Origin of the sequence: Paenibacillus xanthanilyticus, from assembly GCF_042682185.1 — a bacterium.
GTDB lineage: Bacteria > Bacillota > Bacilli > Paenibacillales > Paenibacillaceae > Paenibacillus_Z > Paenibacillus_Z xanthanilyticus.
Genome location: NZ_JBHUHA010000002.1, coordinates 1,406,318 through 1,430,005, shown reverse-complemented (window position 1 = coordinate 1,430,005; position 23,688 = coordinate 1,406,318). Strand labels below are relative to the sequence as shown.

Below are 23,688 nucleotides of genomic sequence, written 5' to 3'. Positions count from 1 at the left end.
AAAATCGAGTTATGAAACCCCTTTCATGTAGAGCGACGAGATGCGCTCTCTTTTTTCGCCCGCTATAGAAACCGGTTTCATGAAACCCATTTCACTACTGGGCATCTTCGCCGGCGGCAGGCCGGTTAAGGAGGCGACCGAAGGCGCGGGAAGGCTTGCGCAAGCCGGAGAACGATCAGCAGCAATCTTGATTTACCGGTGAGGAATAGCGCGAATTATGAACGAATTTTGCTAGGAGGGAAGACGTTGAGTCGACAACGATTGAAGACGAGCACGGCCGCGATCTTGGCGGGCATGTGCGGCTTTTCGCTGTACGGGGGACCGCTCTACGCGGCCGATCCGGTCATTCCGGCGGCCGAGCCGGTAACCCGCATCGTGATCGATGCCTCCACGACGTTCCAAGCCATCGATAACTTCGGGGCATCGGACGCGTGGTCGATGGAGCAGCTGGGGAAGCATTGGACGGACGCGAATAAGACGAAGGTGGCGGACCTGCTCTTCTCGCGGGACAAAGGCATCGGCCTCTCGGCGTGGCGGTTCAACATCGGCGCGGGCTCGACGGAGACGGATCAAGCAATCATCGGCAATCCGTGGCGGCGGGCGGAGGCGTTCAAGATGTCCGCGGAAGACACCTACGATTGGAGCAAGCAGGCCGGCCAGCAATGGTTCCTCAAGGCCGCGAAGGAGCGGGGCGTCGATACGCTGATCGCCTTCGTCAACAGTCCGCCGGTCTGGATGACGAAGAACGGTCATGGGCAGCCGGACGCGACCGTCGGGTCGACGAACTTGAAGGCAGGGTACGAGGACGAATTCGCGGCTTACCTGGTCGACGTCCTGGAGCATTTCAAACAAGAGGGTCTCGCGTTTGACTATATCAGCCCGATCAACGAGCCGACGTGGGATTGGAACAAAGCCGGTCAGGAGGGCAATCGGTACAACAACGAGGATATGAAAAAGGTCATCCTGGAGCTGTACCGCCAGCTGCAGGCGAGCGGCATCGATGCGCAGATCAGCGCGCCGGACGGCGTCGAAATTACGGCGCTGCTGGACGACGCCGTCTACAAGGCGTTCGCGAACCAGGAGCAGTACAAAGGCGGCGCCAACGCGCTCGGGCTGGGCAAATACCGCGAATACATCAAGGATTTGCTGGGCGACCCCGAGCTGAAGGAAGCCGTCGGCAACAAGATCGCCTCCCATTCCTACTGGTCCGACTACAGCAATCCGGGCGATGATCGGTTAGGCAAGCTCAGAGAGCTGCTGGCCGAGAACCTGAAGCAATACGACGAGAACGCGAAGTACTGGATGAGCGAATATTGCATTCTCGGCTCTTACGGACCGGGTCGCGATCTGGGCATGTCCCCCGCGCTGGTGGTGGCCAGGACGATCCATTTCGACCTGACGCGGGCGAACGCCTCGGCTTGGCAGTGGTGGACGGCCGTCTCCAAGGAGGATTACAAGGACGGCTTGATCTACACCGACTTCAACCTGCCGGACGACGAGCAGAACATCCTGACCTCCAAGATGCTGTGGACGCTCGGCAATTACAGCAAGTTCATCCGTCCCGGCGCGGATCGCGTTCAGTTGACCGGGATCGATGAAGCGGCGCGAAGCGGGCTGCTCGGGTCGGCCTATCGGCACGAAGAGGAGAAGACCGTCACGGCGGTGTTCGTCAACGATAGCGCCGAGGCGAAGCCGGTCAACGTCGCGCTCGGCGGCTTAGGCAAGAACGAAGCGGTATTCGCGATGCAGTCGTACGTCACGAACGACGCTTCCGACCTGGGTCGCGGGCAGGACGCCGAGGTGCAAGCCGACGGTACGTTCGAGACGGTCATTCCGCCGCGCTCGGTCGTCACGCTGACCGGCGATGTCGTGAAGGACAACGATAAGCCGGCCGCTCCTGAAGTGACGGGCGTGACGCCGCTGAACAAAGGACTCCAGATCGCATTCGAAGGGGCCAAAGGCGCCACCGAATATGAAGTCAGCTACCGGGGCGAGCGCGAGACCGAAGACCGCACCGTCACGCAATCGACGGATGCGCCCGTCTTGCTCCAGGGGCTGGAGAACGGCAAGTCGTACGCGATCACGGTTCGCGCGGGCAACCGCAATGGCTTCGGTCCGCCGTCCAAGCGCGTAACCGGCACGCCGCGGCTGCTGCCGCCGGCGGAAGTCGCCGCCGCGGGGACCGATGGCGGGTTTGCGGTCCGCTTCCCGGCCGAAGCCGGCGTCCCGTCTTACCGGGTGCGCTATGGCACCGAACCGGGAGCGTATACGGCCGAGACGGCGAGCGGCGATTCGACCGGCAGCCTCAATGTGGAGGGATTGCGCAACGGAACCGTCTATTACGGCGTGGTCGAGGCCGTCGACGGCTCGGAGGTCAGCGCGCCGACCGCGGAGTTTCAAGTGAAGCCGGACATTCCGGCGCCGGGCAAAATCATCGCCATCCCGGGCGACGGCTCGGTCCGCCTCGAATTCGCCCCGGTCGAAGGAGCAGTCGGGTACGCGGTCCAGTATGCTTCGGGCGAAGCAATTGCCGCGGCGTCGAGCCGGCAGACCGGAACCGAGCTCGAGCTGAAGGGGCTTGCGAACGGCACGCCGGTCGCGATCCGCGTCTCCACGGTCGGCAAGGGCGGTCCGGGTACCGGCTATGCGGAGAAGACGGCCACGCCGCAAGCGGAGGAGGTCCGGTTCCAGGATGCGTTCGATCGCGGGGACATGTCCCGTTATCAGCAGGACGTAGGGGTTTGGACGATCGAAGAAGGCTTGATGAAGCATGCCTCCGGCGGCGACCATCAAGGCGAGCTCAGCGTGAAAGACGTAAAGGTGATCGACGGCACGATCACGGCGGTTGCCAAGCACGCGACGGCCGGCGCGGATTGGGGCGTCGTGTTCCGCGGAGGGGCGGGATCGAAGGGGTATTGGTTCGGCTTCGAGAACGGCGCGATGGTTCTTCGGAAGGACGGCGCGAATCTCGCGGTGCCGGTTCCATTCACGGCGAAGCTCGGCGAGCTGTACAAATTGGAGGTCCAGCTGGACGGCAAACGCATCCAAGCGTTCGCGGACGACAAGCAGCTGTTCGACGTGACCGATACGCTGTATACGAGCGGCTATGCAGGACTGCATAGCTGGGCGGACGCGCAGTTCTCCGCCTTGCAGATCACGCGCGACGCGAGCAGCTTCGACGCCGTGCCCGAAATTTACGAGGTCAAAGCCGGCGACGGGCAAATCGCGCTGCAATACGGCGAGGTCGAAGGGGCGAGCGACTACTTCATCCGCTATAAGGCGAAGAACGCTCCGGATGCCGGGGCTATCGAAATCCCGGCCAATCCAAGAACGACAATCGTAAGCGGGCTAACGAACGACACTACCTACGTCTTCCAGGTCATTGCCGAGCGAACGGCCGGCCGGGCGCAATCGCTTCCTGCGGAAGGCACCCCGAAGGGCAGTCCGCTCCTGTATTACGTGGATGCCGGCGACGGATCGACCGGCCAGCCCGAGGCGGGCGAGACGCTCGGCTCGCTGCAATCCTTGGAGGAGCAGCCATACGGTGCCGATCCGATCACGGGGATGAAATGGGGCTACGAAGCGGACGACGGCCGGACGTGGGCCCATACTGCGCCGGTCGATGCGTATGAGTCCATTCGGCAATACGACGGGACGACGAATGGCAAAGGATTGGCGTACCGCTTCGAGCTGCCGAACGGGACCTACAAGGTAACGGCCGGGTTCTTCGATCCGTGGAAGGACAACAACCGGGTCATGAACGTGACGGTCGGCGGGGAGACGAAGCTGGCGAATTACGTCATCGGGGACAAACGGGAATCGCACGAGTTCGCGGATGTTCAGGTCACAAACGGCGAGCTTGTCGTCAAAGTAGTGAAAGCCGGCAGCGGAAAGCCGATGATCAGCTGGCTGAAGGTCGAAAAGGCGGCGCAGGGCGGAGAGCAGCCGAACGCGTTGACCTTAACCGGCCCGGAGATCGCGGAGAGCGGGGGAGCGTTCGACGCGACGGTCGCGCTTCCGCGTCCGAGCGAAGCTTTCCTGGCGCAGGACATAGTCGTTGCGTACGACGCCGAGCGGCTGGAGCTGGCGGATAACGGCATCGTGCTGCTGAATGACGGCTATCGGTTGGTCGGACAGGATCATGAGCCAGGCCGTGCCCGGCTGCTTCTCGCCAAGATCGGCACGGGCGAGAGCGGTGACGCGGACGGCGGCGAGCTGTTCAAGCTGCGCTTCAATGTCAAAGCCGACGGCGAATCGGGTCTCGCGTCGATCGCGCTGCAGGCGGCATCCGCCGCCAACGGCGAAGGCGACGAAACCCCGCTCGCGGGCGACGCGATTGAAGTGCAGATCAACACGATCGACAAAGCGGCGCTGCGCGCGCTGATCGCAGAAGCGCAAGCCAAGCATGACGGCACGGCCGCCGGCTCGGGCGTCGGCCAAGCGCCGCAAGCGGCGAAGAACACGCTGGCGCAGGCGATCGCGTCGGCCTCGGCGGTCGCGGACAACGCGGGCGCCACGCAGGAGACGGTCGAGCAAGCGCTTCGCGACCTCAGTGCGGCGCTGCGCGCGTTCGAGGACGCGATCGTCAAGCTGCCTCCCGGCGACGTCAACGAGGACGAGAAGGTCAGCATCGGCGACCTGGCTCTCGTGGCCAAATCCTACGGCAAGACGAGCGCGGACCCGGATTGGGCGGAAGCGGCCAAGTCGGATATCAATCGCGACGGCAAGATCGACATCGCGGATTTGGCTGCGCTGGCGAAGCTCATCCTTCAATAAGCAAACATAGGCAAAAGACCTGCGGCGAGCGCTGCAGGTCTTTTGTGTTTATTGAGGGAAATGACGAACCAGCATCCGTGGCCTATAGAAGGACTGATTTCAAAACCCGCTGAAGCCTTGTCCGACAGGACAAAAGCGTGCCTCGTTCAAGCCCGCCCGCCGACCGCGAACAGTTGTGGCTGTACGAAAGAGGGAGTCCAGAGGGCAAAGTCCTATGGTTCCCCTCGGCGGAGGGGGAAGGGGGAGGGAGTACAACAAAAGCGGGGTCCAAGGGGCGCAGCCCCTATTCACACCCTGGTTACCTCACATCATCTTGCCGAATATCCTGAATACCCGTCTCCATCCGCTCCGCGACCGGCTCGTCCTTGCTCGCCGCCAGCAGCGTCTCCATGATGAGCGCGCCCCAATCCTCTTCGCGCTGCGAGATCACGGCGGCCAGTTGGCCGTTCAGCAGCGCCTCCTCGCTGGTCGTCGTCATGCCCATGGAGACGGCGAGGCGGTCCAAGCCCTTCGCCTTCCAGATGAGCGTCGACGCGGAGGCCGAGACGAAGTCCAGCCCGACCAGGGCGTCGAAGTGGGGATGGGCCTCGATCATCGTCTCGATGTCGCTCATCGCCTTCTCCTCGCTGCCTTGGTTATGGTGCACCTCGAGGACGTCGATCGCGGAGTTCGCGTTCAAGTAGTCGATGAAGCCCGCGAGCCGCTGCCGCATGCCGAGCATCTCTTCCATGCCGTTCTCCACGAGGATCATTCCTTTGCCCCCGAGCAGCTGGCTGACGGCGATCGCGCTTTGCTTGCCGGTCAAGTAATTGTCCGCGCCGACGTAGGCGGCCCGCGCGCTGCCGGGCGCGTCCGACTCGAACGTGACGACCGGGATGCCGGCGGCCTGCGCCTTGTCGATGACTGGCGTCAGCGCGTCGGAATCGACCGGGGAGATCGCGATGCCGGCAACCTGCTGCTTGATCATCGTCTCCATGATGCGGATCTGCTGCTCCGTGTTCGCCTCGTCGGGCGCGCTCGCGATAAGGGCGACGCCGTGCGCCTCCGCCGCGGCGCTCGCGTCCTGCGTCACCGTCTCGTACGTCGGATAGGCCATCGGATAGATGATGCCGAACGTCTCGGTAAGCGGGCGCGGCGCTTCGGCCCGCGGGGCACCCGAGCCGGACGACGGCGTGAGCTGACCGGACTCGCCGCCGAAGCAGCCGCCGAGCGTCAGCGCCAGGAGCGCGGCCAGCGCGGCCGGCGGCAGTCTTCGCGCGTGCCTCATGCCATTCGCCCTTCCGATCGCATGGCGGATTCTTTGATCTCCGTGCCGCCTTGGTTCCGGTATTCCTTGGTCGTCATGCCCGTTATTTTCTTGAACAGGTTCGAGAAATAATGCGGGTCGTTGTAGCCGACGTCGAACGCGATCTCGAACGATTTGCGCCGCGTCGTCTTCAGCAGCTCCATCGCCTTGCCGATCCGCACCTGGGTCAAATATTCGGTCAGCGTCTGGCCCGTCTCCTGGCTGAACACTTTGCTAAGATGGCTCGGGCTGATGCGGACATGCTGGGCGATAACCTTGAGCGAGAGCTGGTCGTTGTTGTATTGGCTAACGATGTAGTCCTTCACGCTCTTGATGATGTCGCCGTATTTGTCCGCGGCTTCCGCCCGCCACCGCCACAGCTCCCGAAGAAGCCCGCACAAATAGTGAACGCAATCCTCCCACGTCGCGACCTGCTTGATCGCCTGCTGCAGACGGCCGATGCCGTCGCTCGGATCGAAGCCGGTGCGGAACGTTTGCTGGGCGGCGCGGAACGCTTCCAGCGTCAGGTCGTTCAGCAGGTAGAAGCCGTACGAGGAGGAGGTCCAATGGAGCGGCTGCAGCTCGCGCGCGAATTCCCGCACGAACGTCTCCAGCCGCGCCGGCGCCCCGACCTTCAGAAAGTCGAGGAAGGCGGCGCGGTCCAGCAGGACGTCCACATGCGCCGTCTCGTTCGGGTCCCCGAGCGCGGCCTTGTTCTGCTGCTTCAGCCGGGCGATGTATTTGTCTTCCTCCGCTTCGAGATAGGAGACGTGGATGCCTTGGATGCGCTCTTGGACGCTGCCGGCGCCCGTGTAGATGTCGCAGCCGAACCTCGCTTCCAGCTCCGTCCGCACTCCCGCGCCGATCTGCCCGAGGCACTCGGCCATGCGCTCGGCCGAGCTGCCCTTGAAGATGACGACCAGCTCCGTCCGGCTCCGCATGAACGACAGCCGGTCGATGCCGGGGACGAGCTGCCGGTCCATCGTCTCGCGCAGGCCGTTCATGACGCGCGTCTCCTGCGGGTCGGCGGCGTCCGGCTGCCGGATATCGAAGATGGCGACCGCGTAATAGCGGGCCGACAGCGGAATGGACAGCTCCTTGGCGCATTCGATCGCTTCGCCGGTGCCGATCAGTCCGCCGCACAAGTCCGCGAGCAGCCGCTCCTTCGTCACGGTCTGGCTTTTGAGCCGCTGCTGCTCTTCGTCGATCTTGCGTCCGACCTTGTGCAGCAGCTCGACGAGCTCCGCGGCGCTGATCGGCTTCAGGCAGTAGTCCTCGACGCCGAGGCGAATCGCGTTCTGCGCATAGCGGAACTCGTCGTGCCCGCTCATGATAATCACCTTGATCGCCGGCATCTGCTTGCGGACGACGGCGGCCAGCTCCAGACCGTCCATGAAGGGCATCTTGATATCCGTGATGAGAATATCCGGCATCCATTCCTCGATCAGCGGCAGGGCGATCTCGCCGTCTGGCGCGTCCCCGCAATAGTGGAAGCCTTCCTTCTCCCAATCCACGCAGCTGCGCATATTTTCGCGAATGAGAATTTCGTCGTCCACGATCATCACTTTTTTCATCGTGACCCTCCTTACTGTTTTGGAATGCGAATCGAGATTCGGCTGCCCTCCCGGTAGACGCTGTCCATCTCGATGCCGTACGGCGCGCCGAAGTAGAGCCGGATCCGGTGATGGACGTTGAGCAGGCCGAATCCGCCCTCATGATCGTCCGACTGGGGCGCCAGGGAATCGATCGGCTTCTCCAATTCCTCGCGAAGCTCCGCGAGCCGTTCGGGCTTCATCCCGATGCCGTCGTCCGTCACGGTCAGGACGATGTCCTTGCCGTCCACGTACCCGCCGACGGTGATGAGGCCTTGGCCGCGTTTATTCTTGATGCCGTGGTAGAGCGCGTTCTCGATGAGCGGCTGCAGCGTCATTTTCAGTATCGGGTACACTTGGAGCTCCGGATCGACCACGATCTCGTACCGAAGAATATCGTGGTACCGCATCTGTTGGATGACCAGATAGTTGTGGGCGTGCTCGAGCTCGTTCTTGATCGTCACCCAATCGCGGCCTTTATTCAGGCTGAGCCGGAAGAAGCGGGATAGCGCCTTGACCAGCTTGATAACGCTTTCTTTTTTCTCCGCCTCCGCCATCCAGATGATCGAATCGAGCGTGTTGTACAGAAAATGCGGATTGATCTGGGCCTGCAGCGTGCGCAGCTCGGCCATCCGCTTCAATTCCTGCTCGCGCCGGTTGTTGTCGATCAGGCTCTTGATCTTCTCCAGCATAATGTTGAAGCTGTTGCCCAGATCGGCAATCTCGTCCGTCCCGGTCGGCGTCACCTTGGCGTCCAAATAGCCGCCCGCGGCTTTGCGCATCTTGTTCATCAGCACTTGAATCGGCCGGGTAAGGCGGTTGGTCAGGAAGAAGTAGAGGGTGAGCGCGAATACGGCGCTGAGCAGCACGCTGACGATGATGAGCTGCCGAATGCCGTTGGCCTCCGCGATGATTTCCTGGAAGGGCGCCACGCCGACGATCTTCCAGCCGGTTACCTTGGACGTGCTGTACACGACGAATTGCGGCTTGGATTTGGTCGACAGCACGAAGCCGTCCTGCGCCGCGGTCATCGGCTGCTCGGCGATCTGCGCCAGCACGGCGGGCGAGGCTTGCTCGGCTTTGGGCTGGAACACCGCCTTGCCGTACGGATCGTTAATATAGAAGAAGCCGGTCTGGCCGATCGTCGTCTTCGCGAGAAAATCGTCGATCATCGCTTCGTTCAAGTCGATGACGATGAAGCCGATCACCTCGTGCGTGATGCGCTGCTTGATCGCCGCGATGATTGAAAGCGCCTTCTGATTCGGGTACGCGAAGCCGTCCAGCCGGTTGAACGCCGATGCGTCCGACTGCGGAATGCGCAGGACGGCGTCCGGATATTGCGTGACATATTGAAAGTATGGATTCCGAAGCGGGTTGCGGTCCAGCTGAAAGACGCCCCTCCGTTCGCTAATGCCTTTGCCGTAGAAATTGACCATCGCGATGTTCAGCACCTTGTCGTACTTGTACGTCTCCCGGTACAGCTTGAACGTCTGCAGGATGGATTTGGCTTCCTGGTAGGTTTCGGATTGCGAATAGAGGAATTGCCGTACCTGCGGATTTTTGCCCATCTCCAGAATGCGCTCGGTGTCTTCGAACAAGATATCCAGGCTGCGGGCCAGCTGATCGGCGGCCAGCCGGGTGGACGCTTTGCTGTGATCGGAGACGGCCGTGTAGGACTTCTGGTAGGAGATCAGCCCGACCGCCAGCAGCGGGACCGCGGTCAGAATGATGAACATGCTCAGCAATTTGGCCCGAAGGCTGGATGAGATCCAGGTGACGACGTTCATTGTGTTCCTCTCCGGTAGATATAAGCTGATTAGTTCCTTTACAAAGTAAATCGCTACGCAAGAGTGGTGATCTTTCGATCGCTGTTGTTCACGGATATCCTGATTGTAATTGAATAGGGTTGATATCCGTTCACAAAGGCGACCGCTGGCGCTTCTTCAGATTCACCTCTCTTGCTCCGCCCTTTGTTAGTATACTAGTTCAGCTTATATCGTTTTTATTAATTATAGCATGCTTTATCCCGCTTTTAAGACCTTCGCGGGATAGTGCACTTTTCACAAAAAATATTACACTTCGCGGCGGACTTGCGGGGGAATTTGCCAAAATTTTTAAATTGAACACGCAACGCAGTCCATATAAGGCCCCTGCCGGACGGGGCTATACTGAGTTCACACCCGATCACGGTGAACCACAAAGGGAGGCTTAACCACGAATGAAACCAAAGAAAAAATGGGGACTGGCATTATCGCTTGCCGTCATGATGAGTGTTGTAACCGCTTGCGGAGGCGGCAACGGCGGAAATACGGGGAATAACGGCAACACGGGAGGCAACGAAGCGGCAACGACCGCTCCTGCCAATAACGGCGGAGGCAACGCGGCTGCCGGCGACAAGAAGATAACGCTCGGCTTCGCCCAGGTCGGCGCGGAGAGCGGCTGGCGGACGGCGAACACGAAGTCGATCCAGGAATCGGCCAAGGAAGCCGGCTACGAGCTGAAATTCTCGGACGCCCAGCAGAAGCAGGAGAACCAGATCAAGGCAATCCGCTCCTACATCCAGCAGAAGGTCGACGTCATCGCGTTCTCGCCGGTCGTGGAATCGGGCTGGGATACGGTGCTGAAGGAAGCGAAGGACGCGGGCATTCCGGTCATCTTGACCGACCGCGCGGTCGATTCGGCCGACAAGACGCTGTACAAAACGTTCATCGGCTCCGACTTCGTCGAAGAAGGACGCAAAGCCGGCCAATGGCTGGCCGACCAATACAAGGACGCGGCGGAGGACGTCAACATCGTCGAGCTGCAGGGCACGACGGGCTCCGCGCCGGCGAATGACCGCAAGGCCGGCTTCGAGGAGAAAATCGCCGCTAATCCGAAGCTGAAGGTCATCGCTTCCCAGACCGGCGACTTCACGCGCGCCAAAGGCAAGGAAGTCATGCAGGCGTTCCTGAAGGCGCACAAGGACATCGACGTCCTGTACGCGCACAACGACGATATGGCGCTCGGCGCGATCCAAGCGATCGAAGCCGCGGGTCTGAAGCCGGGCGAGGACATCGTCATCATCTCGGTCGACGCGGTCAAGGACGGCATGCAGGCAGCCGCCGACGGCAAAATCAACTTCATCGTCGAGTGCAACCCGCTGCTCGGACCGCAGCTGATGGAAGCGGTGCAAGCGGTCGTCGACGGCAAAGAGATCGAAGCCCGCATCGTGACGGACGAGACGACGTTCACGTCGGAGCAAGCGAAGGAAGCGCTGCCGTCCCGCCAATATTAATCGGATGCCAATCGCGAAGACAAGTTCAACGGCTCGAAGTCGGGGCCGGGGGACTTGTCTTCTGAATAAAGGAGAGGAATCGACGTGAAGGTGCAAGCCCCGATTTTGCAAATGACGGGAATTACGAAACGCTTCCCGGGCGTGAAGGCGCTGTCGAACGTGGATTTTCGGCTGTTCCCCGGCGAAGTGCACGCGCTGATGGGCGAGAACGGCGCGGGCAAGTCGACGCTCATCAAAGTGCTGACCGGCGTGTATTCCATCGATGGAGGCAGCGTCCTGATGGAAGGGAAGGCGGTCTCGATCTCGGGTCCGCTGGCGGCGCAGAAGGCCGGGATCACCACCGTGTATCAAGAGGTGAACCTCTGTCCGAACTTGACCGTCGCCGAGAACATCTACATCGGCCGCGAGCCGCGGAAGTTCGGCCGCATTCAGTGGAAGAAAATGAATCAGGACGCGGAGCGCCTGCTCAAGGAACGGATGAACCTGTCCATCGACGTCACGGCGCCGCTGCAGGCGTATTCGGTCGCGATCCAGCAGCTGGTCGCGATCGCGCGGGCGCTCAGCATTTCCGCCAAGGTGCTCATTCTCGACGAACCGACCTCCAGCTTGGATCAGACGGAAGTGCAGCAGCTGTTCCGCATCATGCGCAAGCTGAAGAGCGAGGGGCTGGCGATTCTGTTCGTCACCCACTTCCTGGATCAGGTGTACGAAATGTCGGACCGGCTCACGGTGCTCCGGGGCGGCGAGCTGGAGGGCGAATATATGGCTGCCGAGCTGCCGAGGTTCGAGCTCGTGCTGAAGATGATCGGCAAAGAGTTGAAGCTGCTGGAGGAGCTGCCGAAGCTGTCCGCCGAGACGCAGAGCTCGGCCGGCCAGACGATGCTGACCGCGACGAGTCTTGGGCGCAAAGGCGCGATCAAGCCGTTCGACCTGACGATCCGCAAAGGCGAGGTCGTCGGCTTGGCCGGCCTGCTCGGATCGGGCCGGACGGAGATCGCGAGGCTGCTGTTCGGCGTGGACCGCAGCGACGAAGGGAAGCTTACTGTGGCAGACAGCGGGAGCGGCGTGAAGTCCCCGCGCGGCGCGATCGATCAAGGCATCGCCTTCTGCTCGGAGAACCGCAAGACAGAGGGCATCATCGACGATTTGACCGTGCGCGAGAACATCATTCTGGCCTTCCAGGCGACCCGGGGCTGGTTCCGGCCGCTGCCGCGGAAGAAGCAGGACGAGATCGCGGAGCAGTATATCAAGATGCTCAACATCAATCCGCCGAATCCCGAGCATCTGATCAAAAACTTGAGCGGCGGCAATCAGCAGAAGGTGCTGCTCGCCCGCTGGCTGCTGACCGAGCCTGACCTGCTCATTCTCGACGAGCCGACGCGGGGCATCGATATCGGCGCCAAAGCCGAAATCCAGAAGCTGGTGCTGTCGCTCGCGAAGCAGGGCATGTCGGTGCTGTTCATCTCGTCCGAGCTGGAGGAAGTCATCCGGGTGAGCGACCGGGTGGCGGTGCTGCGGGACCGGGCGATCGTGCGGGAGATAAGCGGCGATCAAATCAATTCGCAGCAAATTATGCAAGCGATGGCAGGGGGATAAGACTATGGGGGGCAAGCTGGTCCGGCATCATCTATTCTGGCCGCTGTGCGTGTTAGGCGCATTACTGTTATTCAATCTTCTTTATTCGCCGGATTTCTTCTCGCTCGTGCTGCGAGATGGCAATCTGTACGGAAGTCTCATCGATATTCTCAATTTCGGCGCGCCGCTGATCCTCGTCTCGATCGGGATGACGCTCGTCATCGCGACCGGCGGCATCGACCTGTCCGTCGGCTCGATCGTCGCGATCTCCGGCGCCATCGCGTGCTTATCGATCAGCAAGGGGACGGATCAAAGCTCGATTATGCTCGTCTTGACCGCGGTCGGCGCCTCCGTCCTGCTGTCGGTCGTGCTGGGGCTCTGGAACGGAGCGCTCGTGACCGTGACTCGCATTCAGCCGATCATCGCCACGCTTATTCTCATGGTGGCCGGACGCGGCATCGCGCAGCTTATTACGAGCGGACAGATCATTACCGTCTCCAATTCGAACTATGAATATATCGGCGCAGGCTCGTTGGCCGCTTTGCCGTTCTCTATTTTTATCGTGGCGGGGATGCTTGTGCTCGCCTCGCTGCTGACGCGCCGGACGGCGCTCGGCTTGTTCATCGAATCGGTCGGCAGCAACGCGAACGCGAGCCGGCTGGCAGGTCTTCGCTCGCGTACGGTCATTCTGGCGGTCTACGTGTTCTGCGGCTTGTGCGCGGGGATCGCGGGTCTCATCCTGAGCGCCAACGTGTCCAGCGCGGACGGCAACAACGCGGGTCTCTGGTATGAGCTGGACGCGATTCTGGCCGTGGTCATCGGCGGCACGTCGCTCAATGGCGGCCGGTTCTATCTGATGGGGACCGTCGTCGGCGCGCTTATTATCCAGACGCTCACGACCACGATCTACATGATCGGCGTGCCGCCGGAGATTACGCTCGTCGTGAAGGCGTTCGTCGTCCTCGCCGTCTGCTTGATCCAATCCGAGTCGTTCCGCAAGACGCTGGCGCTTCGGTGGAAGAAACGGCATTACCCGGCCGAACAGGAGGTTACCCGCCATGCTTAACCGCAAATACGTACCCATTCTCGTCACCTTCGGCCTATTGGCCGTCATGTTCGCGGCGGGCTCGTTCCGGTATACCGGATTTTTCTCCGCGCAGGTGCTGTTCAACCTGCTGATCGACAACGCGTTCCTAATTATTACGGCCGTCGGCATGACCTTCGTCATCGTCTCCGGCGGGATCGACCTGTCGGTCGGCTCGGTCATCGCGCTGACGACGATGGTGAGCGCGAGCCTGGTCGAGCAGCACGGCTGGTCGCCGGCGGTCGTCATCCCCCTCGTGCTCGTCATGGGCGCGACGTTCGGCACGATCATGGGCGCGATCATTCATTATTTCAAAATCCAGCCGTTCATCGTGACGCTGGCCGGCATGTTCCTCGCCCGCGGCTTGTGCTACATCATCAGCATCGACACGATCACGATTACGAACGGCTTCTTCACGAAGGTCGCCCAGACGAAGATCGCGCTGCCCGGCGACAGCTTCATCTCGATCAACGTCGTCATCGCGCTCGCGGTCGTGGCCGGGGCCATCTATCTGGCGCACTACACGCGGTTCGGCCGCAACGCGTACGCGATCGGCGGCAGCGAGCAGTCCGCGCTGCTCATGGGCTTGCCCGTGGCGCGCACGAAGATTCTCATCTACGCGTTCAGCGGCTTCTGCTCCGCGCTGGCCGGCGTCGTGTTCACGTTCTACATGCTCTCCGGCTACGGCCTGCACGCGATGGGGCTCGAGCTCGACACGATCGCGGCGGTCGTCATCGGCGGCACGCTGCTGACGGGCGGCGTCGGCTACGTCGCGGGCACGTTCATCGGCGTGTTGATCCAAGGGGTCATCCAAACTATAATTAGCTTCGAAGGCACGCTCAGCTCGTGGTGGACGAAGATCGTCATCGGCCTGCTCTTGTTCGTCTTCATTCTATTCCAACGGTTATTAAGCGAACGTCGCGTTTCGATAAAGACATCATCGTAAAATCATTAAATGCGGTGCGCTCGCGAAGGCGGGCGGCGGGGAAAAGGGGGCGGAACATGAGGCGAAACACGAGGCGGATCATCCAGAACGGCAATGTCGTTCATGCGGCGTTGCTAAGTCTGTTGGCGCTGCTTGCCGTGCTTGCGCTGCAAGGCTGCAGCGCGAATACCGCCCAGCCGCCCCCTGCGCCGGCCGCGACGACGGAGACCCAGACTGAAGCCTTCCCGTCGTTCGGCGATTGGCAGCAGACCTCGGCATCCGAGACGAAGCCCGAGACGCCGATCACGCTCGGCTTCTCGCAGCTTGGCAAGGAGAGCGCCTGGCGCGTCGCCAACACGGCGTCTGTGCAGGAGGCGGCCGCCGAGTCCGGCATCCGGCTCGTCATGAAGAACGCGGAGCAATCGCAGAAGAAGCAGTTCGAGGCGATCCGTTCCTTCATCGCGATGAAGGTGGACGTCATCGCGATCGCGCCCGTCGTGGAGTCAGGCTGGGAGGAGATTCTGCGCGAGGTCAAGGCGGCTGGCATCCCGGTCGTCATCCTGGACCGCTCCGTGAACGTGAAGGATACGTCGTTGTTCGTCACGACGATCGGCTCGAATTTCTATGAGGAGGGCGTCAAGGCCGGGAAGTATCTGCTCGACCGGCTGCGCCATCTGCCGGGCCCGATCCGGATCGCCGAGCTGCAGGGGACGAGCGGATCGGCGCCGTCCATCCAGCGCGGGGAAGGCTTCCGCAGCGTCGTATCCGCCCGCGCGGACATGACGATCACCCAGAGCGCGCCGGCCGATTTCACGGAGGACAAAGGCCGGGCGATCATGCGCGGCTTCCTGCAGGCGCCGGCCGATCAGCTGCCGCACGTGCTGTTCGCGCACAATGACGACATGGCGCTCGGCGCGATCGACGCGATCGAGGAGGCCGGCTTGAAGCCGGGCGAGGATATTCTCGTCCTCTCGGTGGACGGCTCGCGGCGCGCGCTCGAGCAGCTGGCGGCGGGCAAGCTGAACGCCGTCGTCGAGTGCAACCCGCTTATCGGTCCGCAGCTCATGCAGGCGGCCAAGGAAATCATGGCCGGCCGGACGCTGCCGAAGCGCATGGTGCCGCCGGAAGACATTTTCACGCAGGAGCGCGCGGCGGAGGCCGTGAGCGGGCGGAAGTTTTGAGATGGAATCGCATACTCGCGTTCAGGTCAGCCGACTCACGGTTGGCCTTTTTTATTGGTATTTTCCTCCGCCTCTCACGGCAAGGTGTCGTTCTGATGACAGGGTTGAAAACGATTGAAGTCTAGTCCTAAAAGATGACAAAAATGTATATGGATTCAATTTGTTGATTGTTGTATTCTATTTCGGAGTCATCATGTATTTCCCATTAAGGGAGGGATCTGGGGCGGTTCGTAAAGATACGGTCGGTTGTTGCTTGGTTCTGCTTTCGACAACTATTGCGTGGGAAGAGGTGTAACCTGGAGATGAAAAAAGTTCGTTTCTGCCTGGTCTTTTTTTTACTTCTGCTTTTGATTCCGCAGCATGCGTTCGCCGGCTCGCCGCCTAACGATAGCATTAGTGGGCTGGATGCCAGAATTTATGGAGACTCCGTTCAGCAATACCCCAACGAGGAAGAGGTCTTCGCGGGCAAAAAGTTCGAGATCACGGCGTTAGTGACCTTTGCCGGAGATGAACCTCATGAGTTAGCCCGAGTCGAGGCGGAAGTCGACGGGGTGAAGACGACGTTAACCTACTATGGGATTTATGATTCTCGGGATTGCCACATTTATAACTGCCGAGCGTGGAAAGGAAGCTTCGATATGGGGGCGCTTGCCAAAGGGGAGAAGAAGCTGATCATCCGCGCGGTGGAGCTGAACGGCGAGAGCACGGAGCGCGCGATCCCGTTCTATTATCATGAAGCGCCGACGCTGCAGATCGAAGAACCGGCCGACTATACGGCCGCACTCCCCTATGTGAAGGCCAAAGCAAGCTGCATCGATGACCGGGGCTTTGTCTGCCGTGTGAAAGTAGAAAGCACGGAGAGGATCGACACTTATCAATCCCCTATATCCAGTACCCCGTATTTCCGCCAGATTGATACCGACATAAGCCTGGAGAAGAACGCAAAATACTTAAAATTTACGGCCCTAGACTCCATTGGGCGTAGCGTAGTCCAATACCGACGGGTATTCCCTGAGCTTATTTCTTCCCACATTGATACATTGGCATCGTTCCAGAATGGGCTGGTACTCGATGCGCAGCCTTCCTTGAATCGAGCGCTCAGTTACAATGCCGCGCTTAAGAAGTTGGAGCTGCATGACCTGGCAGCGGGAACGAAGACGGTGCTCCCTACGGCATTCAGCGAAATCCCGAGCGCGTATTTGACTCCGCATGGCGCCATCTACGAATATAAGCCCGCCGGCGCATCCGGTTATGAGCTGGCGGAATGGAGAGACGGTTCGCTTGTCGACCTTGGCGGCGTGAATGCCTCCTCGCTAAAGGTCAAAGGCAGCTATGCCATATTCACCAAGTATGTCGACGCGACGCAAGGAAACCAGTTGTTCCTCCGCAATTTGGTCACGGCCGTGAATGAGACGATTGGGTCCGCCGCTTATGTGACGCCCGAGGAAACGAACCTTGCGGATAATGGCACGGTCGTATTCAGCCTCACCCAGCCAGGCAACCGGAATGTCATGCTTTACAGCGGCGGGATTCTGAAGAAGCTGACGCAGGACACGAGCCTCACGAACGGACGCGCCATTACTGACGGATCGAATGTTCTCTTCCTGAAGGGAGAGAACCTGGTCGAGGGTAGCCACGGTACATTAATGCTGGTCAAATCGGACGGCAGCGCTTCCGAATTGGCTGCGCGCGTCGACCACTTTGTGATGAATGACGGATGGATCGCTTACCGATCAATAAGTCCAGACGATGCTTCTCTGCTGCGGGTTGTTTCTCCGGACGGCGTCCAGCAGCCGGTTACGCAGCAGACCACGTTCATGGATGTAATTGCGGTTGGCAGCAACGGCGATGTGATGTTTGGAACAGCCCATTATTACCTAGATTATCAAAAAGATTTATACATTAGCCGCTTGGAAGATGGGATCCGGACAGAGACCAGGCTGTCCACGACCAATATTACGCCATTCTGGGACCAAGATAGTTGGTATGGCCGTATCGGTAACTCGCTCGTCATGTATCGGGTTCCTGAGGACGGGGAGGCTCCGACGTGGCCTGCCGGCAGCAGGGTAACGGTGGAAGGGGATGTATGGAGCTGGCCTGCCGCGCAAGATAACGTAGGCGTCGATCAATACCGGATTCATATAAACGGGCAAATCGTCGCGGAGCTGCCAGGGAATACGCTAACCTACACGGCGGATTGGGGAGCCTTGAGTCGATTCGGAAGCGGCTCCATTTATCTTTCTGCAGTTGACGCGGCCGGCAACGATAGCTTGACCTTCTCTAATTTCCTGAATATAACCGACAATATTGGAAATTTTCCGCCATACGCGCCCGGATCTCTCCAGACGACGGCCGTAACCGAGAATAGCGTATCGCTTGCGTGGACCTATCCAGCCGGCGAGCCGATCCCGGAGAAATATGCCATTTTCATGAATAAATATCTCGTTGCCGAAGTGCCGGGGGATACCACAAGCTATACGGTTCAGAACCTGCCCGCGGAGACGGATTTCACCTTCCGGGTCGAAGCTGGCAACGCGTATGGCTACACCACCTCGGGACCGACGGCCACGGTCCGTACGACGCTGGACGCCGAGCTGCCGACTTGGCCCGCTGGCAGCACGCTTCAGGCTGTCTATCTCAACCAGTATGATGGCATCAATATTCAGCTTTCCTGGCCGGCCGCCGAAGATAATCAGGTCGTGACGAAGTATAAAATTTACATGAACGGCATGGCCGCGTATGAGGTGGACGCCAAAGCACGGACATACCCGATCTATCGCTTAGAGCCCGAAACGACGTATACGTTCAAGGTCGAGGCTCGCGATGCAGTCGGCAATTGGTCCACGACGGGACCGACGCTCGTCTTTACGACGCGGTCGTACGACATGACGCCGCCAACGTGGCCGGCGGGCAGCAAGGCGACGTCAGGCGGCACGACGACGCAGATCGCGCTCATCAGCTGGACGGCGGCAGCGGATAATGTCGGCGTAGCTCGCTATCGGATCATCCATGGCACGACGGAGTTGGCAAGCGTGGATGCGAATACGCGCACGCGAGGCATTGAAGGTTTGACGCCGAATACGACGTATGTCCTGAAGGTGGAGGCTTGCGACGGAGCCGGCAACTGCACGACCGACGGTCCATCCGTAACCGTGACGACGCTGAAGACGGACGGCACGCCGGGTACGCCGACCGATACGTTCGCTCCGACTTGGCCGTCCGGCAGCCAGGCGACATCGGGCGGGACGACGACGGCCATCGCGCTCATCAGCTGGACGGCGGCGGCGGACGACGTCGGCGTAACCGGCTATCGAATTATAAACGGGACGGCCGTCGTTGCGGAGACGGATGGGAATACGCGCACGAAAGGAATTACTGGCCTGAATTCAGCCCGAACGTATACATTCACAATCGAAGCGCGAGATGCGGCAGGCAACTGGTCGTCGGGCGGCCCTTCGGTCACGGTGACGACGCTGCCGCGGGCAGAATAGGTTCCCAATTACCGATAATTCGTGAAGTCCCAAGCAATAAGCTGACGCCGGAATTACTGGCGTCAGCTTATTTGGATTTCGCTGGATTCGATCATCCGGGCAACACAGCTTGGGACAGCCCATCCTTGGCTTAGACGCGTTTCGCTTGCAGAACGCAGGACGCGCGCTCCATACCGAGTCACGAAACGCCATTGCCCGCCGAATAAAATGTTCCACCAAACCCGCAAAAAACTCCAAACGTTTCAAATGGCGCCTCTCTATAATCGTAATAGGGCGGTAACCGCTTACAATTCGGGGGATGAGGCGATCTTCGTTTCTCGGCAGAGGAACTAACGATTGCAAGAGACGTTTCGCATAAAAGGAGGAGACAATTTGATGACCAAGAGGAACAACCGATGGACCCGAACGATGTTGATGCTCATCGCTTCCCTGATTCTGTTGACCGGCCTGACGCCGTTGGCTTCGGCCGCGCCTGTCTCGTACAACAATGCCCTGATCTCGCAGCGCGCCGATCCGCACATCTACAAGCATACCGACGGCTATTACTATTTCACCGCATCCGTGCCGCAGTACGACCGGATTATCCTTCGCCGCGCGACGACGATCCAAGGGCTGGCTACCGCGCCGGAGACGGTCATCTGGACCAAGCATGCCACGGGCGAGATGGGAGCCCATATTTGGGCGCCGGAGATCCATTTCATCAATGGCAAATGGTACATCTACTTCGCGGCCGGACGCGCGGAGGACGTATGGGCGATCCGACAGTACGTGCTGGAGTCCTCCAGCGCCAACCCGCTGACCGGCACGTGGACGGAGAAGGGCAAGATCGCGATGAACTTCGAATCGTTCACGCTGGATGCGACGACATTCGAGCACAACGGCCAGCGTTATCTGGTTTGGGCGCAAAAGGATTCGGTCGGCGATTCGAACATCTACATCGCCGCGATGAGCAATCCGTGGACGATCTCCGGGACGCAGGTGCTCATCTCGCGGCCGACGAACGCGTGGGAACGTCAAGGATTCGCCGTCAACGAAGGCCCGGCGGTCATAAAACGCAATGGGAAAATCTTCATCTCCTTCTCGGCCAGCGCGACCGACGACCGTTACTGTTTAGGTCTGCTGACGGCTGCGGATACCGCCAACCTGCTGCAGGCGAGCTCCTGGAGCAAATCACCGAATCCGGTCTTCGTCAGCAACGTCAATACGAGCCAATACGGCCCGGGACATAATTCCTTCACCGTCTCGGAAGACGGGAAGAGCGATATCCTCGTCTACCATGCCCGCAATTATAAGGCGATCAGCGGCGACCCGCTGTACGATCCGAACCGCCATACGCGCGTGCAGAAGCTGTACTGGAACGCGGACGGGACGCCGAACTTCGGTATTCCGCTTGCCGACGGTCAGACGCCGTTGATCCTCAAGTCTTACAACTTCCCGGCTTATTCGCTGCGGCATTGGGAGTACCGGGCGAAGCTCGAGACGAACGTGTTGAACGTGGCGGACGCGCAGTTCCGCGTCGTGCCGGGCTTGGCCGGCAGCGGCACGGTGTCGCTGGAATCGGCGAACTTCCCGGGCTATTACCTGCGGCATAAGAATTTCGAGCTGTGGGTGGAGAAGAACGACGGCTCGGCCGCGTTCAAGAGCGACGCGTCCTTCTTCGAGCGGGCCGGCTTGGCGAGCACCAGCGGTGTGTCGTATGAATCGTACAATTACGCGGGCTGCTATATCCGGCACTACAACAACTTGTTCTACGTGCAGGCCGTATCGACGGCGACGGATCGGGCGGACGCGACATTTATCAAGGATTAATGAAGAGAGGTGGACGAGAGATGCGGTTACGGAAGGGGAAGATGACGAAGCCGCTCGTGCTCGCGTTATTATGCGCGATGCTCGCGGCGATCGGCTTGCAAGAGTTCGCGAGCGCGAATTCGCTCTATTATCATAACGCGGTGACGCCGAACCGGGCGGACCCGTGGGTGTATAAGCACACGGACGGCTATTACTACTTCATGGCCTCTGTGCCTTCGTATGACCGGCTCGAGCTGCGCCGATCCCGGACGGTGACGGGCATTCAGGACGCGCCGGCCCAAGTGATCTGGCAAAAGCCGGCGACCGGGGAGCGCAACGGCTGGATATGGGCGCCGGAGATCCACTAACCCGCTGACCGGCTCTTGGACAGCAGCGGCAAGGTCGTGGACGTCGCGAACGCGTCGACTGCCGACGGCGCGAACGTGCAGCAATGAAGTTGGCTGAACAACGACGCGCAGAAGTGGCGGATCGTGTACATCGGTCCGGGCACCTACAAGCTGATCGCCAAAGTCAGCGGCAAAGCGCTCGATCTGGCGAACGCCTCGCCGGCCAATGCCGCGGACATCCGACAGTGGTCGGACAACGGCAATGCCGCGCAGGCATGGGTGTTGGAGCGGGTGCCAGGATGAGAGCGAACGGAAGGGTGAAGACAGAGAAAAAGTCGTAGGCGAGGTCAAGACTGAGGAAAATCGGCTCGGCGCTTCTGCTCGCGATCGGGATGTTCGTCGGAACGACTGGTGGTAGCCAAGCAACCTCCTGTCCATCGTGACAGGAGGTTTTTTCTTGTCCCTAGTCGCGCTTCTCCCACTGCCGCTTGAGCTGCTCTAGCACTTGTCGGGTATGGAGGCGGCGGTCGCGGAGCTTGGAACGGATTTCTGCATTGACGCTGCGGCAAAGTCTTGCTCGATGGCGAAGCATCCGATTGTTTTGAATGATGGAATCCGCTCGTTCCTGAAGCGTCCTGGCGCCAGGAGTCTGGTCCATTGGAGTCATGCGATAATCACCCGAGATTTCATGATTACGCCCATTATAAGTGATGTCAAGATTCGTGGGCAACCGTCCTAGTCCCCCTTTACAAGGGGCATAAGGTTCGACGAGACTGGGCAAACTTGGTGGTGAATCGCAGGGATTTCGGACGATACAAGCGTGTTCGAAGACATGATAAACGACACTTACCCTAGTAGGGAGTGGGAACCGTGGTTAATTTATGGGCAAAGCTCGCAGCGGGCGATAGCGACTATTATGTTCTGCTGATCTCGACTTTTTTATCGCTAGCGGGCACGGTATGGGTGCTGAAGACGAACTGGAAATACTACGGGCGCCTCTATGCGATTGCGGCATTGGCGGGGACCGTGATTTGCGCGCTGTTCGTCGGGCTCGGCTATTATGAATTCGATGCGCTGTTGATACCGGTGCTCAAGCTCCCGGTCTTTCTCCTGCTGACGTTGTTCCCCTTCTATGTGCTCTTCGGCGTGAAATACAGCCCCAAGCCGTGGCCGTGGAAAATTCCGTTCTATTGGGGCATTGTCCATATCGGCGTCTTCTTCGAAACGATGCTCGTGCAATTCACCGAGATCATCGAGTTCAAATCCAAATGGGACATTTGGGACTCCTATACGTGGTGGTGGATCTTTCTGCTGGTGTTCGAATACGTCGGGGGGCTTTGTGTGCCTGAGCAGTATCGGAAGCCGTTGGACAAACAGCTGTTCCATTTCGGGAAGGTCGGCTGGCTGGTGCTCCATTTTATTTTGATTTTGACCATTTTCATGGCGGGCTATTACGTGGGGAAGGTTACCTGACGGTTCGCGACGCGGCCACCAGCTGCAGCGGTGGTCAAGATAGATATGGCCATGATGGTGCATGTTTAACAACATCCGGGAAACAGTACAAAGGGAGGTGTGCGGCGTGGATCAAGGACAGGCGCAGCAATTCGAACAAATCCGGCAAGCGAAGCTGGATGAAGCGGGGATCATTCATCGCTACTGGCTGAATTATTCGAACGTGGACACATGGCAGTTTTGGCTGCTTGCCGCGCTCTTCGTCATCCCTTTGATCGTGTTGTTCTGGAAGATGGACAGAAGCAAAGCGCTGCTGCTCGGCTTCTTCGGCTTGAACGTGCATATCTGGTTCAGCTATGTCGATACGTTCGGCGTCGAACGGGGCATGTGGGGCTATCCCTATAAATTCGTGCCGTTCCTGCCGGAAAGCATTACGCTGGATACATCGCTCGTTCCCGTGACCTTCATGCTGCTGTATCAATGGTGCATCCACACCCGGCGAAATTTCTATCTATTTGGCATCGCGCTGTGCGGAGCCTATTCGTTCGGGCTGAAGCCGATCATGGTTCAGCTGGATTTGTTCCACATGTACCGAGGCATGAATTTCATTTACTTGTTCTTGCTCTACCTTCTTGTCTTCGGGTTAGCCGTCGGCGTCACGGCAATCTTCCTGGCTCTGCGCAAAGCCGGCAGCGAAGGCGCCTCCAAGTCGAGATGGTTCATTAAGATTCCGGGCAGAAATTCGTTCCGCGTGAAAGTAAAATGACATAGATCATGAGCAAGGAGCAGCTGCCCGGGGAGCTGCTCTTTTTGTTTTGTTCCGGGCCGGCTGGCAGCTCGCTATCGCGCGAGCTTTTTTTCGTTCACCTCATGTCACATTTTTGAATAAAGGTATCTTATAAGCGGAGCGCTTTCAGC

At 59.7% G+C, this 23,688-nt stretch carries 16 protein-coding genes; 12 read left to right on the top strand and 4 right to left on the bottom strand.

Features of this window, described 5'->3' with window-relative positions:
- Positions 1 to 246 precede the first annotated feature (246 nt).
- On the top strand, positions 247 to 4,776 hold the full coding sequence (locus ACFSKT_RS23420) for a glycoside hydrolase (protein WP_377717771.1): 4,530 nt from the start codon (positions 247 to 249) through the stop codon (positions 4,774 to 4,776).
- Between the two features lie 298 nt (positions 4,777 to 5,074).
- Here the strand turns inward: ACFSKT_RS23420 and ACFSKT_RS23415 are convergent, their stop codons facing one another.
- From ACFSKT_RS23415 to ACFSKT_RS23405, 3 genes are read right to left on the bottom strand one after another with little or no spacing between them, the layout of a single operon-like run.
- On the bottom strand, positions 5,075 to 6,043 hold the full coding sequence (locus ACFSKT_RS23415; RefSeq protein WP_377717770.1) for a sugar ABC transporter substrate-binding protein: 969 nt from the start codon (positions 6,041 to 6,043) through the stop codon (positions 5,075 to 5,077).
- Positions 6,040 to 7,635: a response regulator gene (locus ACFSKT_RS23410; RefSeq protein WP_377717769.1), complete on the bottom strand. Its 1,596-nt coding sequence runs from the start codon at positions 7,633 to 7,635 to the stop codon at positions 6,040 to 6,042. Before ACFSKT_RS23410 ends, ACFSKT_RS23415 begins: the two co-directional genes overlap by 4 nt.
- A gap of 11 nt (positions 7,636 to 7,646) precedes the next feature.
- Positions 7,647 to 9,440 carry a sensor histidine kinase gene (locus tag ACFSKT_RS23405; RefSeq protein ID WP_377717768.1) on the bottom strand — a complete coding sequence of 598 codons (1,794 nt, stop codon included), beginning with the start codon at positions 9,438 to 9,440 and terminating at the stop codon, positions 7,647 to 7,649.
- Between the two features lie 431 nt (positions 9,441 to 9,871).
- Here ACFSKT_RS23405 and ACFSKT_RS23400 point away from each other — a divergent pair, with 431 nt between their 5' ends.
- The 8 genes from ACFSKT_RS23400 to ACFSKT_RS23365 all read left to right on the top strand — a co-directional run bounded on the left by ACFSKT_RS23400 (position 9,872) and on the right by ACFSKT_RS23365 (position 21,339).
- Positions 9,872 to 10,927 (top strand): ABC transporter substrate-binding protein, encoded by a 1,056-nt coding sequence (locus tag ACFSKT_RS23400; RefSeq protein WP_377717767.1) that lies wholly within the window; start codon positions 9,872 to 9,874, stop codon positions 10,925 to 10,927.
- Between the two features lie 84 nt (positions 10,928 to 11,011).
- Positions 11,012 to 12,523 carry a sugar ABC transporter ATP-binding protein gene (locus ACFSKT_RS23395; protein ID WP_377717766.1) on the top strand — a complete coding sequence of 504 codons (1,512 nt, stop codon included), beginning with the start codon at positions 11,012 to 11,014 and terminating at the stop codon, positions 12,521 to 12,523.
- 4 nt (positions 12,524 to 12,527) lie between these two features.
- Positions 12,528 to 13,568 (top strand): ABC transporter permease, encoded by a 1,041-nt coding sequence (locus tag ACFSKT_RS23390; RefSeq protein WP_377717765.1) that lies wholly within the window; start codon positions 12,528 to 12,530, stop codon positions 13,566 to 13,568.
- Complete coding sequence (yjfF, locus tag ACFSKT_RS23385) at positions 13,561 to 14,532, top strand: galactofuranose ABC transporter, permease protein YjfF (RefSeq protein WP_377717764.1); 972 nt, start codon at positions 13,561 to 13,563, stop codon at positions 14,530 to 14,532. Before ACFSKT_RS23390 ends, yjfF begins: the two co-directional genes overlap by 8 nt.
- Positions 14,533 to 14,588: 56 nt before the next feature.
- On the top strand, positions 14,589 to 15,692 hold the full coding sequence (locus ACFSKT_RS23380; RefSeq protein ID WP_377717763.1) for an ABC transporter substrate-binding protein: 1,104 nt from the start codon (positions 14,589 to 14,591) through the stop codon (positions 15,690 to 15,692).
- A 302-nt stretch (positions 15,693 to 15,994) separates the two neighbouring features.
- On the top strand, positions 15,995 to 19,183 hold the full coding sequence (locus tag ACFSKT_RS23375; protein WP_377717762.1) for a fibronectin type III domain-containing protein: 3,189 nt from the start codon (positions 15,995 to 15,997) through the stop codon (positions 19,181 to 19,183).
- Positions 19,184 to 19,558: 375 nt separating this feature from the next.
- The gene (locus ACFSKT_RS23370) at positions 19,559 to 20,992 is read left to right on the top strand and encodes a family 43 glycosylhydrolase (RefSeq protein ID WP_377717761.1); all 1,434 of its coding nucleotides are present in this window, start codon (positions 19,559 to 19,561) and stop codon (positions 20,990 to 20,992) included.
- A gap of 20 nt (positions 20,993 to 21,012) precedes the next feature.
- A complete protein-coding gene (locus tag ACFSKT_RS23365; RefSeq protein ID WP_377717760.1) occupies positions 21,013 to 21,339 on the top strand; it encodes a family 43 glycosylhydrolase in 327 nt (108 codons plus the stop codon).
- On the opposite strand, the gene ACFSKT_RS23360 is transcribed toward ACFSKT_RS23365, so the two are convergent.
- Complete coding sequence (locus ACFSKT_RS23360; RefSeq protein WP_377717759.1) at positions 21,336 to 21,470, bottom strand: hypothetical protein; 135 nt, start codon at positions 21,468 to 21,470, stop codon at positions 21,336 to 21,338. The two genes, ACFSKT_RS23365 and ACFSKT_RS23360, sit on opposite strands and share 4 nt — an antisense overlap.
- Here ACFSKT_RS23360 and ACFSKT_RS23355 point away from each other — a divergent pair.
- From ACFSKT_RS23355 to ACFSKT_RS23345, 3 genes are all read left to right on the top strand, one after another.
- Positions 21,463 to 21,621, top strand: coding sequence for an RICIN domain-containing protein (locus ACFSKT_RS23355; RefSeq protein ID WP_377717758.1), 159 nt, complete (start codon positions 21,463 to 21,465; stop codon positions 21,619 to 21,621). The two genes, ACFSKT_RS23360 and ACFSKT_RS23355, sit on opposite strands and share 8 nt — an antisense overlap.
- A 567-nt stretch (positions 21,622 to 22,188) precedes the next feature.
- Positions 22,189 to 22,791 (top strand): CBO0543 family protein, encoded by a 603-nt coding sequence (locus ACFSKT_RS23350; protein ID WP_377717757.1) that lies wholly within the window; start codon positions 22,189 to 22,191, stop codon positions 22,789 to 22,791.
- Between the two features lie 106 nt (positions 22,792 to 22,897).
- On the top strand, positions 22,898 to 23,536 hold the full coding sequence (locus ACFSKT_RS23345) for a CBO0543 family protein (protein WP_377717756.1): 639 nt from the start codon (positions 22,898 to 22,900) through the stop codon (positions 23,534 to 23,536).
- Positions 23,537 to 23,688 lie beyond the last annotated feature (152 nt).

Coding starts and splice junctions, on each gene's coding strand:
- ACFSKT_RS23360 (WP_377717759.1), bottom strand. CDS start 21,470: ATGTACACGATCCGCCACTTCTGCGCGTCGTTGTTCAGCCAACTTCAT.
- ACFSKT_RS23375 (WP_377717762.1), top strand. CDS start 15,995: ATGAAAAAAGTTCGTTTCTGCCTGGTCTTTTTTTTACTTCTGCTTTTG.
- ACFSKT_RS23370 (WP_377717761.1), top strand. CDS start 19,559: ATGACCAAGAGGAACAACCGATGGACCCGAACGATGTTGATGCTCATC.
- ACFSKT_RS23410 (WP_377717769.1), bottom strand. CDS start 7,635: ATGAAAAAAGTGATGATCGTGGACGACGAAATTCTCATTCGCGAAAAT.
- ACFSKT_RS23405 (WP_377717768.1), bottom strand. CDS start 9,440: ATGAACGTCGTCACCTGGATCTCATCCAGCCTTCGGGCCAAATTGCTG.
- ACFSKT_RS23390 (WP_377717765.1), top strand. CDS start 12,528: ATGGGGGGCAAGCTGGTCCGGCATCATCTATTCTGGCCGCTGTGCGTG.
- ACFSKT_RS23415 (WP_377717770.1), bottom strand. CDS start 6,043: ATGAGGCACGCGCGAAGACTGCCGCCGGCCGCGCTGGCCGCGCTCCTG.
- ACFSKT_RS23380 (WP_377717763.1), top strand. CDS start 14,589: ATGAGGCGAAACACGAGGCGGATCATCCAGAACGGCAATGTCGTTCAT.
- ACFSKT_RS23400 (WP_377717767.1), top strand. CDS start 9,872: ATGAAACCAAAGAAAAAATGGGGACTGGCATTATCGCTTGCCGTCATG.
- ACFSKT_RS23365 (WP_377717760.1), top strand. CDS start 21,013: ATGCGGTTACGGAAGGGGAAGATGACGAAGCCGCTCGTGCTCGCGTTA.
- yjfF (WP_377717764.1), top strand. CDS start 13,561: ATGCTTAACCGCAAATACGTACCCATTCTCGTCACCTTCGGCCTATTG.